The following is an 11,962-nucleotide window of genomic DNA, read 5'->3' as shown; positions in this document are numbered from 1 at the left end:
CGGTACCCTAGACGGGTGACTACAGCTTCCCAGACCGCGGGCGTGCAGACCGCCCACAGGCCGGTGCTGGTCGTGGACTACGGTGCCCAGTACGCGCAGCTCATTGCACGGCGCGTGCGCGAGGCCAAGGTGTACTCGGAGATCGTCCCGCACACCCTGACCACCGAGCAGATCCTGGCCAAGAACCCCGCCGCCATCATCCTCTCCGGCGGCCCGTCGAGCGTCTACGCGGAGGGCGCCCCGACCGTCGGGGCCGACCTGTTCGAGGCCGGCGTCCCGGCCTTCGGGATCTGCTACGGCTTCCAGGCCATGGCCAACGCCCTCGGCGGCCGCGTCGCCCAGACCGGCCTGCGCGAGTACGGCGCCACCGTGACCACCGCCATCGGGGAGCCGCACTCCCTGCTCGCGGGCATCCCCGCCGAGCAGAATACCTGGATGAGCCACGGCGACTCGGTTCACGAGGCCCCCGAGGGCTTCGAGGTCCTCGCGACCACCGCCGGCGCCCCCGTCGCCGCGTTCGTCAACCGGGAGAAGGCCCTCGGCGGCGTTCAGTGGCACCCCGAGGTGAGGCACTCCCAGTTCGGCCAGAAGGTCCTCGAGAACTTCCTCTTCGACGTCGCGGGCCTCGAGCCCAACTGGACCACCGGGAACATCGTCGAGGAGCAGGTCGCCCGCATCCGCGAGCAGATCGGCGACGCGCGGGTCATCTGCGGCCTGTCCGGCGGCGTCGACTCCGCGGTCGCCGCGGCGCTCGTCCAGCGTGCCGTCGGCGACCAGCTCACGTGTGTGTTCGTCGACCACGGTCTGCTCCGCGAGGGCGAGGCCGAGCAGGTCGAGCGTGACTTCGTCGCCGCGACCGGCGTCAACCTCTACGTCGCCAACGAGCAGGAGCGCTTCCTCTCCGCGCTCGCCGGTGTCACGGACCCCGAGCAGAAGCGCAAGATCATCGGCCGCGAGTTCATCCGCGCGTTCGAGGAGGCCGAGCGGGCCATCATCGACAAGGCCAGGGCCGAGGGCGAGCAGATCAAGTTCCTCGTCCAGGGCACGCTCTACCCGGACGTCGTCGAGTCCGGCGGCGGCGAGGGCACGGCCAACATCAAGAGCCACCACAACGTCGGCGGCCTCCCCGAGGACCTGCGCTTCGAGCTCGTCGAGCCGCTGCGCGCCCTGTTCAAGGACGAGGTCCGCGCCGTCGGCCGCCAGCTGGGCCTGCCCGAGGAGATCGTCAACCGGCAGCCCTTCCCCGGCCCGGGCCTCGGCATCCGGATCGTCGGCGAGGTGACCGCCGAGCGCCTCGACCTCCTGCGCAAGGCCGACGCGATCGGCCGCGCCGAGCTGACCGCCGCCGGCCTCGACAACGAGGTCTGGCAGATGCCCGTCGTGCTCCTCGCCGACGTGCGCAGCGTCGGCGTCCAGGGCGACGGCCGCACCTACGGGCACCCGATCGTGCTGCGGCCGGTCTCGAGCGAGGACGCCATGACGGCCGACTGGTCGCGCCTCCCGTTCGACCTGCTGGCCAGGATCTCCAACCGCATCACCAACGAGGTCGAGGGCGTCAACCGGGTCGTGCTCGACGTCACGAGCAAGCCGCCGGGAACTATCGAATGGGAGTAGCCCCGCGCCGGTAGGCCCGCCGAAGCGGGTTCTGCCGGGCCGCTCGGCCCCGGGACGGCCGGCACACCCGCACCGCGGGAGTGCCGGCCGTCCCTTATTTTGGCCTGCTGCAGCGTTGCACGGCCCGGGTCCGAGCTGTGGCAGGCTAACCTCGAGGCTATGCCGAGATGGTCCACAGGCAGGCGGGCAGCCGCGCTCGCCGACGCGGAGGAGAGCACAGACGTGTCTGAGACGAGCACAGCCGAGGCCGAGAGCCGACTCGAGGCGTGGCTGTCGTCGCTGCCCGGCGTCACCGGGCCGGACACGATGCTCGGCTTCGTCCCCGGACCCGAGGGCACCATCGACCTCACCCGGGGGCACGCCTCCGGCCTCGCCCAGCTCCTCGCCGGCCGCCGCACCCGCCTCTCGACCCTCCTGCGGGACCGGCAGGAGTACACTGTCGCGGCCCGTGCGGCACGCAACCTCCGCGCCAAGTCCTATGAGCTGGCCAACGAGCGCGGCGTCGACGCCGGCCACCTCGCGGCCGGACTCGCCACCTGGACCTCCGCGGTCGGCGGGCGTCCGCGGCGCGTGAGCGCGCCGGTCCTGCTCGCCGCCGTCGCCCTCACCGTCCGCGCGGAGCAGGACGACTTCGAGCTCCGGCTCACCGAGCCGGCCCGGATCAACCCTGCACTCGTGAGGCACCTCCGCTCCGTGCACGGCATAGACCTGGACAAGGCCGCGATCGAGCGCATGGCCTACAGCACCGCCCGCCTCGACCCGCAGCCCGTCCTGGACCGCATCCGCACGCTCGTCGCGGGGATCCCCGGCGCCGAGGTCGAGCCAAGACTCTTCGTCTCCACCTTCGCCGACCTCGAGGAGTCCCTCGAGGACCCGTCGATCACGGCGGCCCACCCCGTCCTCACTGCCCTCGCGGCGGCCTCGGGGGCCGTGCACGCCGCCCCGGACCCCCTGCCCGAGGACCGTTTCCCGCCGCTGGATGAACGCGACCCCGCCCAGGAGTTCCTGGTCCTCGACGCCGACCCCGAGCAGCAGCGCGTCGTCGACGCCGTCCGCGCGGGCGACTCCGTCGTCGTCGAGGCGCCCCCAGGCACGGGCCAGACTCAGACCGCCGTGAACGCCCTCGCGACCCTTGTCGACGCGGGCCGCTCGGTGCTCGTCGTCGCCGAGCGCCGCGCGAGCCTCGCCGAGCTTCACCGCACGTGCGAGGCCCTGGGGCTCGGCTCGCTTGTGCTCCAGCTCGGCGCCACCGCGGGCCCCGGCCAACTCCGCCAGCAGATTGTGCGCGCGATCGTGCGCAGCGAGAAGGCGGAGGAGCCGAGGCTCGAGGGCATCCACCGCGTGTTGCGCGAGCGCCGCCACCAGCTCACCGACCACGTCGCCTCCCTCCACAACGTGCGCGAGCGCTGGGGCTGCTCGCCCTACCAGGCGATGCAGTCCCTCGCCGCGCTCACCTCCCTGCACCCCGCACCGTCGACGACGATCCGGCTCAAGCGCAGCGTGCTCGACAGCATCCGCGACCGCACGGAGCTGGCCGAGCGCCTCCGCCGGGCCGCCGAACTCGGCAGCTTCAGCACCGAGACGAGCCAGAGCCCGTGGCACGGGGCCCGGCTCATGACGCGCCGCGAGACGGAGGAGGCGAGGGAGCTCGCCTCCCGCCTCGCGGGGGAGCTCCCCGCCCTCGAGGAGCGCATGCGGGCGATTACGGAGTACGCCGCCATCCGGCTCGAGGACACCGTCGGCGGTTGGGGCCGCCAGGTCGAGCTGCTCGTCGCCGTGCGAGAGAGCCTGGACAAGTTCATGCCCGACATCTTCGACCGCCCCGTGGACGACCTCATCGCCGCGACGGCCTCCTCGGCATGGCGGCGCGAGCGCGGCATCGAGGCCACGGCCATGCAGCGCTCGCGCCTGCGCCGCGTCGCGAAGGAGTACGTGCGTCCGGGCGTGCACCTCGCGGACCTGCACTCCTCGCTCGTGCTCGTCCAGCAGCAGCGCGAGCAGTGGTCCGCCTACGCGACGTCCGCCCGGCACCCGTCGGTCCCGTCGGGGCTCGCGGACCTGCGCCAGGCCTACCGGGCCCTCGAGAACGGCCTCGAGCGGCTCGGGGCCCACCTGAGGCCGACCAGCGCCGGCGGACAGCTCCTGGACGTCCCGATCGCCGAGCTCTCGGCCCGCCTCGCCGCCCTGTCGGAGGACACCCCGGCGCTGCGCACCCTCCCGGAGCGCACGCTCCTCGAGGACCAGCTGCGGGAGCGCGGTCTCGGCGAGCTCCTCGAGGACCTCGCCCGGCGCGAAGCGCCGGCCAACGTCGTCGGCGCCGAGCTCGAGCTCGCGTGGTGGCAGTCGGTCCTCGAGGCCATGATCAGCGGCGACGACTACCTCGCCATGTCCGACGGCGAGCAGCTGCGCCGCGTTGAGGCCGACTTCCGGCGGGCCGACCGGGCGCATATCGCGAGCGGCAGCGCCCGCCTCCGCTGGAAGCTCGCCCGCGAGTGGGCCGAGGGGATCGCACGGCACCAGCGCGAGGCGGACGCACTCCGGGGGCTCCTGAAGGACGGGCGCATCAGCCTCGAGGCCCTCGAAAGGCAGTCGCCGCGCCTCGTCCGGCCGCTCGTCCCGGTCTGGACCTGCAGCCCCTACGCGCTCTCCGCGGCGGTGCCGCGCGACCACCGCTTCGACGCCGTCCTGATCCTCGACGCTGACACGATGCCCCTGCGCGCGGCCCTGCCCGCGATCGGCCGGGCACAGCAGATCGTCGCCTTCGGCGACGCCCAGGTCGCCAACCCCCGGCCGTTCTCCGTCGGGGTCGAGGTCAGGGCCGGCTACCGGCCCGCCGCCGCGGTCGAGAGCGCCTTCACGGGCCTGGCCCGCGTCCTGCCGACGGTCGCGCTGAGGACCCTGTACCGGGCAGTGGACGAGGACCTCGGCCTCCAGCTGAGCCGGCGATTCTACGGCGGCACCTTGCGACGGCTCCCCGATGGGCACTCCGTCACGGGCCTCGACCGCCCCTTCGTCGTCGAGTACCTCCCGGACGGGACGGGGCTGCCGAGCGGCGACGACGGCGGCGTCGAGTCCGTCGCGGCAGAGGTCAACCGCGTCGTCGACCTCGTGTTCGAGCACGCGCGCCACTGGCCCCAGACATCGCTCGCGGTCATCACGGCGAGCTCCCACCACGCTGGCCGGGTCGGCGAGGCCATCCGGCTCCAGATGGCCAACCACCCCGACCTCGCGGGCTTCTTCAGCGGCGGGGAGGAGCCCTTCCGCGTCGTCCACGTGGACCGCGCAGGCGGGCTCGTGCGCGACCACGTGATCTTCTCCCTCGGCTTCGGGCGCACGCCGCACGGCCGGGCCATGCACCACTTCGGCCCGCTGAGCGAGCCCGGCGGCCGGCGCCGGTTCGCCCTCGCCATGAGCCGCGCCCGCCAGAGCATGCACGTGCTCACGTGCTTCCAGCCCTCCGAGCTGGATGCCGCGAGGCTCAGCGAGGGCGCCGTCGACTTCTACGAGCTCCTGGACCGCGAGCTCGGGGGCAACACCGAGCTCGGCACCCGGGCCACGAGGGCCGCAGAGAGCGCCGAGGCGCTCGGGGCCGATCCGCTCGTGACCGATCTGGGGGACCGGCTCGCGTCCCGCGGCGCCCGCGTGTGGCTCCACTACGACGGCGCGATCGACATGGCGGCGGCCATCGATCCGCTCCTGACCATGGGCCGCGAGGAGCATGAGGCCAGCGTCCCCGTTGCCATCGAGTCCGACGGCACCGAGCGGTACCGCCGCCTGAGCGTGCGCGAGCGGACGCGGCAGCGTCCCGAGCTGCTCGAGCGGCTCGGGTGGAAGCCCGCGACGCTGTGGACCATCGAGGTGTTCACCGACCCGAGTGGGTGCGCGGACAGGATCGCCCGCGACCTCGGCCTCGAGTCGCACGCCGACGAGGGCGGCTCCGCCGGCTTCCTCCTCGGACCCGTGCTCGAGACGGCCCCTGTCCCGAGGAGTCAGGCCGCCGAGCCTGGGGCTCTCGCCCACACGGGAGCCCGGGACGGGGACGGGAATGACGACGACGCGGGCGGCCGCTTTGGCGAGGAGGTCGACGACGCGTCTGCGGGGGAATATGGCGCGGTGGACTACAGCTCGGGGGACGCCGGCACGGCTGAATACGACGGCGGTGAATACGACGCCGAGTACGACGGCGCCGAGTACGGCACGGCCGAGGGCGACGCCCCTGACTACGCGACCTCGGACCCCGAGGAGGCAGGCGGCGCGGGCGGCACCATGCGGCCCCGCGCCAGCACCGGCGAGAACGCGGACCAGCGACACAACGATGAAGGGCAGATGCCGCAGCCGGACGACGCCGGACTCCGCCGCCCGCGGGGGGGACGCCGGGTGAGCATCCCGGGCACCGGACCGGCCTCCGCCGACGCCGCCGAGGAGCCGGTTCCGGGGCTCGCCCCCGGGCAGGAGCGAGCCGCCGCCTCCGAGAAGGAACGCGACCGCTGGATCAAGGAGCAGCGGCCCCCTCACTGGGGCTGAACGTACGACCGGAGTTGAGCGCCTCGCTGGGGCCAAGCCTTTTGTTGAGGCCGGGCCGCCCGCCGGCGTCGAGCGTCTCGCCGGGGCCGGGGCGCCATCGGTGCGGGCAGAGCCCCGCCCGCTGGGCGCCTCGCTCACCGGCCCCCCGCCTCGACGAGGACGAAGAAGACCTTGCCCTGGGCCGAGGCGCCCGCGATCCGCTGCGCCTGCTCGGGGGAGGCCCCGACCACGAGGAGCCCTTCGGCTTCCTGCGTCCCGAGCCACTGCCCGGCCGGCCCGCCGCCCGAGGCGCCCGGCGTCCACAGGACGGGGACCCGTGAGGCGAGCATTGTCCCGGCGCCCCCAGGCCCGCCCGTGTCCGTGCTCAGCACGAGGTCGATGAGCTGCCCCGGACTCAGGAGCTGGAGGGAGGCCGCATCCGCGACCCGCACGGGGACCGCCGCGGTCCCCGGAGCCGTCCCGGCCAGAAGGCCAGGCCCGACGAGGGCGGCGTCTGTGATGATCTCGCCGCGGCGCACCGCGCCCGCGATGCGCTGGCCGACGAGGCCCGAGGGCCCGGACGGCGCGCCCCGCGGAACGGCCTCGGCCGGGAGCCGTGCGACCGTCAGGTCGGCTGGGTCGAGCTGGGCGCCGGCCGGCAGGTCGCGGGCCGCGACGGCCACCGGGGCCATGGCCGCGGACGGCGGCGTCAGCTGGTAGACGGCAGCCCCGACCGCGATGCACGCGAGGGCGGCGGCGAGAGTCCGGCGCCGGCGCTCGAGGAACCGCCGAAGCGGGCTGCGTGGCGTGGGGGACCACAGCCGCGGCATGGACCGCCCGGGTGCACGACCGGGAACGGGACGCGCAGAGGCGTAGCGCGCCGGGGAACGGGGCCGCGTGGTGCGCAGCAGGTGCTCAGGGCGGTGGGGTTGGCTCATGCCCCCGACGGTAGGCAGCAGACAGCCCCGTGGGGGGCCGGCGGGCGCCCTATGTGGACGACCCGCCGGGGAAGGTAGCTGTGGAGGGGGAGTGCGTCAGGACGACGCGCTGGCCGCCGCGGGGGTCTTGGCCGTCGACGACGCCGTCGACGAGGCGGAGGACCCCGCGGGGACACTGCTGCCGCCGCTGCGGGAATCGGTGCGGTAGAAGCCGCCGCCCTTGAAGACGACCCCGACGCTGTTGAACTTCTTGCGCAGGGTGCCGGAGCACTCGGGGCAGACTGTCAGGGACTGGTCGCTGAAGGACTGGACGATCTCGAACGCGTGGTCGCAGTCCTTGCAGGCGTAGGCGTAAGTGGGCACGGTAACTCCTTGCTCAACCGGGCGGAGGCCCCTCGAGACTTGCCCGTGGGCGGCGTCGCCGTCCGCGGGCTAGCAGTCATGGCCTCCGAGTGCCAATTCTAACAGTCCACCGTCCCGGGACATTCCCGCGCTACGCCTGGGCGTCGCCCAGCACCACGGCGCCCCCGGGGGTGATGGCCGTCCCGACCCGCCGGTCGAGCAGTTCGTCGGGCACCTCGCCCTCGGCGAGCAGCTCGTCGTCGTACACCACCGCAGCGGTCGGGACCTGGAGGCCGAGGGTGTCCAGCCGCGCGAGGAAGCGGTCGTAGTAGCCGCCGCCCTGGCCGAGGCGGCGCCCGGCGACGTCGAGCGCCGTCGCCGGCAGCACGACGGCGGAGAGCGGCCCGCGGCCGTCCGGCCCCTCGCCCGCGGCGACCTCGACCGTGTCCAGGAGCGGCCCGTGCGGCTCCTGGACGGGTGCGTAGCGGCTGCGCACGAAGGGGATGCCCGGCCACCACTCGACCCATCCGAGCTGGCGCTCCGGCAGGCACACCGGCAGGAGGACCCGCAGGCCGTCCGCGTGGAGGGCCCCGAGGAGCCCCAGCGTCGGGGGCTCCGCGCCGACGCCGAGGTACGCCGTCACGGTCCCGCCCTCGGCCACGTGGGCCTCCGCCCACGTCCTGCCGTGGGAGGCGATCCGCTCGCCGGCGGCCTCGCGCTCGCGCGGGTCCATGGCTCGACGGGCCGCCCACAGGCGTGCCCTCAAGGCTGACTTGAGCTCGGCAGTCTCCACACGCCGACTCTAGCCGCCCGCCCCGCTGGCACGGGAAGAAGCCCCTGCCCCGGGAGGCCGTCGTATAGAGTGGCAGCGTGTCTACCACCGCTTCAGTCAGGAAAGCCGTCATCCCCGTGGCCGGGCTGGGCACCCGGTTCCTGCCGATGACGAAGGCCATGCCCAAGGAGATGCTGCCGGTCGTGGACAAGCCCGCGATCCAGTACGTGGTCGAGGAGGCCGTCTCCGTGGGCATCGACGACATCCTGATGATCACGGGCCGCAACAAGCGGGCGCTCGAGGACCACTTCGACCGTGTCCCCTCGCTCGAGGCGACGCTGGAGGAGAAGGGCGATGCGAAGAAGCTCGCCGCGATCCAGCAGTCGAGCAACCTCGGCGACATCCACTACGTCCGCCAGGGCGACCCCAAGGGCCTCGGCCATGCCGTGCTCTGCGCCGAGCGGCACGTGGGCAACGAGCCCTTCGCCGTGCTCCTCGGCGACGACCTCATCGACGAGCGCGACCCGCTGCTGGGCGAGATGATCCGTGTCCAGCAGGCCACCGGCGGCTCCGTCGTGGCGCTCCTGGAGGTCGACCCCGAGCAGATCTCCGCGTACGGCTGCGCCGACGTCACGGCCGTCTCGGGCGAGGACTTCGTCCAGGTCCACGGCCTCGTCGAGAAGCCGGACCCCGCCGACGCCCCCTCGAACCTGGCCATCATCGGCCGCTACGTCCTGCACCCCGCCGTCTTCGACGTCCTGCACCAGACCGCGCCGGGGCGCGGCGGGGAGATCCAGCTGACAGACGCCCTCCAGACCCTCGCCCACCAGGAGGGCGAGGGCGGCGGCGTGTACGGCGTCGTGTTCCGCGGCCGCCGCTACGACACGGGGGACAAGCTCTCGTACCTCAAGGCCGTCGTCCAGCTCGCGTGCGGGCGCGACGACTTCGGCGGGGATCTCATGTCGTGGCTCAAGGACTTCGTGGCGGACGGGGCGCAGGCCCCCGCCGCTCGGCGCTGACTCCGGCATGTGGGCTTCGGGCTTCTGGCCCGTGACCCTGCACGCCGGCGACCTCACGCTCCGGCCGCTGCGCTACTCCGACCGCTCGGAGTGGATGGCCGTCCGGGCCCGGAACCGCGACTGGCTCGGCCCGTGGGAGGCCTCCAACCCGCATCCCGACGCCGGCCTGCCCACCTTCCGGCAGATGGTCGGCTCCCTCACGCACCAGGCGCGGGAGGGCACGGCCCTGCCGTGGGTCATCACCCTCGCCGACCCGCGCCGGCGCAAGCCGCCCATCGTCGGGCAGCTCACCGTCTCCTCGATCATGTGGGGCTCGGCGCTCATGGCGACGCTCGGCTACTGGGTGGACCGCGAGCACGCCGGCCAGGGCATCGCCCCGACCGCCGTCGCCCTCGCCACGGACTACTGCTTCCGCGAGCTCGGCCTGCACCGGATGGAGATCAACATCCGCCCCGAGAACGCCCCGAGCCTGCGGGTCGTCGAGAAGCTGGGATTCCGGCACGAGGGGCTCCGGCCCCGCTACCTGCACATCAACGGGGAGTGGGCGGACCACGAGTCGTTCGCCCTCACCGCGGAGGAGGTCCCCGAGGAGGGGCTGCTCGAACGCTGGCTCGCCTCCCAGGGCTGACGCGCCCGGCTGCGCCTGCATCGCGTCCCGCTTCTCGCGACACACCGACGGCAATGCCCGACCCCTCCGCGCGATCCTCCTACGGTTTTGACTATGGACTTCGCCCTCAGCAGCTCGACGGTGCTCGGCGCCGCTGTGCTCCTCTGGCTGCTCTGGGTTGCCCCCTACCTCCTGCGCCGCCGCCGATCGGCCCAGCCCGCCGGCGAGGCGACGATGCTCATGGACGACGGCGCCTCGGCCGCCGGCGCTCCGGTCACCGGCGCTGCCGGCGCCTCTGGTGCGGCACCCGGGCACGGGCTTCCCGGGTCCTCCGGCGGCGCGTCAGGGCATGACGCTGGCCCGCCGCCCTCCCAGGCGCAGCGGGAGACGACGGCGGCCGCTCCGCCACCGTCGTCGTCGCCCGCGACGCCGGGTGCCGCCGGGCAGCGCTCCTCGACCGCGCCGCGCCCACCGCGCCTGCGGATCCGGTGGGGCCGCCTCGCCGTGGCTGCCTTAGGCTTCGTCGCCCTCGTTGCCTGCCCTATCACGCTCGTGCTCGTCGCCTTCGGCGCCCCGGCGCTCGTCCCGGTCGGATGCGCCGCGGCAGCGGCGACATCCGTCGCCGTCCTCCGCTCCCTCGCCGTGCGCGACAGGCGCCGACGTGTCGACGCCGCCTTCAGCTCGGCCATGGGAGCCCCGTCGGCCCCCGCCCCGGCGCGCCAGGGCGGCGGGCCGAGCGAGGTCTTCGACGCCGGATTCGCCCCGGAGCCGCCGCCCCGGCCGCTGAGCCGGGAGGAGCTGCGCGCCGCCGCCCTCGAGGTGGCCAAGGCGTCCCAGGCCAGCGCCGAGGAGGCCGCCCGGGCCACCGGGCAGGCGGACGATACGTGGGAGCCGGTCGGCGTCCCGAAGCCCGCCTACGTCGAGGCCGCCCGGGCCGAGCGCCCCGAGCCGGGGCCGCTCGAGGCGCCCGAGGAGCCCAAGCCGTCCGCCAAGACGGCGATCAAGCCCAAGGCGGACGCACCCGAGCCGGGCACCGTGCCAGGGGTCCCTGCCCTGGCCCCGCGGCCCACTGGGCGTCCGACGGGAGCGCTCGGCAACCTCGACGCCATCCTCCAGCGCCGCCGAGCCTGAGCCCCCTTCTCCGCGACGCGCGGGGCCGGTGCCGTCTGGCCTCCCGCGGCTGCGGGTACGCTCGCCCGTGTGGGAAGTCTCCTCGTAGCCGGCGGAACCGGCACGGTTGGCCGCGCCGTCGTGCGTGAGGCGGCGGCCCGCGGCTGGGAGGTCCGGTCGCTGAGCCGCCGGCCCCCGGCGCCCGCGGCCGCCGTCGACGGCGTCGAGTACCTCATGGGCGACGCCGCCACGGGCGTCGGCCTCGCAGCGGCGCTCGACGGGGTCCAGGTCGTCGTGGACACGCTCGAGGGCCGGAGCGGGCGGGCGCGGCGTGACTACCCCCTGGCCGGCCGCCGCCTCCTCGACGCGGCCCGCGGCTCGGGCGCCGAGCGTGCAGTGTCCCTCTCGATCGTCGCCGTCGACCGCTTCCCGATCGCCTTCTACCGCTCCAAGCTCGCGAAGGAGCGCGTCTACCGTGACCACCCGCTGCCCACGGCAGTGCTGCGGTGCGCCCAGTTCCACGAGCTCGTGGCGTCCTTCTTCGCGGCGGGGGCGCGCCTCGGCGTCGTCCCGTGCCTGCGCGGCGCCCGGCTCCAGCCGATCGACGTCCGCGACGCCGCCAAGGCGCTCCTGGACGCCGCCGATGGGCCGGTGGACGGCCACAGCGCGCTCACGGTGTGCGGGCCCGAGACCCGGCCCATGACGGAGCTCGCGGCGGCCTGGAAGCGAGCCATAGGATCCACGGCCCGCACCATGGAATTCCCCGTCCCGGGGCGCTCGGGACGGGTGCTCAGGGAGGGCGGGAACCTCGTCGAGGAGGGACCCCGGGGGACCGTTACCTTCGAGCAGTGGCTCGCGGAACGGCCCCCCTCGGCGGAGGCGCCGCGACGCGGCCGCCGATTTGGTTTCCGGCCCCTCTCCCAGTAACGTAGATCCCGCACCGCGGGGTCTTAGCTCAGTTGGTAGAGCGCTTCGTTCGCATCGAAGAGGTCAGGGGTTCAAATCCCCTAGGCTCCACGTCCATGCCGTGATGCATTGGCGGCACGCGGGAATGCCC

Annotated in this window: 9 protein-coding genes and 1 tRNA gene; 7 read left to right on the top strand and 3 right to left on the bottom strand. The window is 74.1% G+C overall.

The genetic code is table 11. The features are described from left to right. Positions 1–63 precede the first annotated feature (63 nt). Complete coding sequence (guaA, locus tag ACUYMY_RS12615) at positions 64–1,614, top strand: glutamine-hydrolyzing GMP synthase (protein WP_481705055.1); 1,551 nt, start codon at positions 64–66, stop codon at positions 1,612–1,614. Positions 1,615–1,773: 159 nt separating this feature from the next. Continuing rightward, positions 1,774–6,138 carry a DUF4011 domain-containing protein gene (locus ACUYMY_RS12610; RefSeq protein ID WP_481703889.1) on the top strand — a complete coding sequence of 1,455 codons (4,365 nt, stop codon included), beginning with the start codon at positions 1,774–1,776 and terminating at the stop codon, positions 6,136–6,138. 134 nt (positions 6,139–6,272) lie between these two features. On the opposite strand, the gene cpaB is transcribed toward ACUYMY_RS12610, so the two are convergent. The 3 genes from cpaB to ACUYMY_RS12595 form a co-directional block, all read right to left on the bottom strand. Further along, positions 6,273–7,055, bottom strand: coding sequence for a Flp pilus assembly protein CpaB (gene cpaB, locus ACUYMY_RS12605; protein WP_481703888.1), 783 nt, complete (start codon positions 7,053–7,055; stop codon positions 6,273–6,275). Between the two features lie 96 nt (positions 7,056–7,151). Further along, positions 7,152–7,418 (bottom strand): FmdB family zinc ribbon protein, encoded by a 267-nt coding sequence (locus tag ACUYMY_RS12600; protein WP_481703887.1) that lies wholly within the window; start codon positions 7,416–7,418, stop codon positions 7,152–7,154. A 130-nt stretch (positions 7,419–7,548) separates the two neighbouring features. Further along, positions 7,549–8,190 (bottom strand): 5-formyltetrahydrofolate cyclo-ligase, encoded by a 642-nt coding sequence (locus ACUYMY_RS12595; RefSeq protein WP_481703886.1) that lies wholly within the window; start codon positions 8,188–8,190, stop codon positions 7,549–7,551. Positions 8,191–8,267: 77 nt separating this feature from the next. Between ACUYMY_RS12595 and galU the strand changes: the two genes are divergently transcribed. The 5 genes from galU to ACUYMY_RS12570 all read left to right on the top strand — a co-directional run bounded on the left by galU (position 8,268) and on the right by ACUYMY_RS12570 (position 11,922). Next, positions 8,268–9,188, top strand: coding sequence for a UTP--glucose-1-phosphate uridylyltransferase GalU (gene galU, locus ACUYMY_RS12590; protein WP_481703885.1), 921 nt, complete (start codon positions 8,268–8,270; stop codon positions 9,186–9,188). A 7-nt stretch (positions 9,189–9,195) separates the two neighbouring features. Then, a complete protein-coding gene (locus tag ACUYMY_RS12585) occupies positions 9,196–9,816 on the top strand; it encodes a GNAT family N-acetyltransferase (protein WP_481703884.1) in 621 nt (206 codons plus the stop codon). A 93-nt stretch (positions 9,817–9,909) separates the two neighbouring features. After that, on the top strand, positions 9,910–10,926 hold the full coding sequence (locus ACUYMY_RS12580) for a hypothetical protein (protein WP_481703883.1): 1,017 nt from the start codon (positions 9,910–9,912) through the stop codon (positions 10,924–10,926). A gap of 69 nt (positions 10,927–10,995) precedes the next feature. Next, positions 10,996–11,832, top strand: a complete 837-nt coding sequence (locus tag ACUYMY_RS12575; protein ID WP_481703882.1) for an SDR family oxidoreductase — start codon at positions 10,996–10,998, stop codon at positions 11,830–11,832. A gap of 17 nt (positions 11,833–11,849) precedes the next feature. After that, positions 11,850–11,922: transfer RNA gene (locus ACUYMY_RS12570), tRNA-Ala, on the top strand. Positions 11,923–11,962: the final 40 nt, after the last annotated feature.

It is taken from the genome of Sinomonas sp. T428B, from assembly GCF_056780155.1.
Note: the sequence above shows the minus strand (reverse complement) of the source record. Positions and strands in the feature narration are given on the sequence as shown.

Coding starts and splice junctions, on each gene's coding strand:
- ACUYMY_RS12610 (WP_481703889.1), top strand. CDS start 1,774: ATGCCGAGATGGTCCACAGGCAGGCGGGCAGCCGCGCTCGCCGACGCG.
- cpaB (WP_481703888.1), bottom strand. CDS start 7,055: ATGAGCCAACCCCACCGCCCTGAGCACCTGCTGCGCACCACGCGGCCC.
- ACUYMY_RS12585 (WP_481703884.1), top strand. CDS start 9,196: ATGTGGGCTTCGGGCTTCTGGCCCGTGACCCTGCACGCCGGCGACCTC.
- ACUYMY_RS12580 (WP_481703883.1), top strand. CDS start 9,910: ATGGACTTCGCCCTCAGCAGCTCGACGGTGCTCGGCGCCGCTGTGCTC.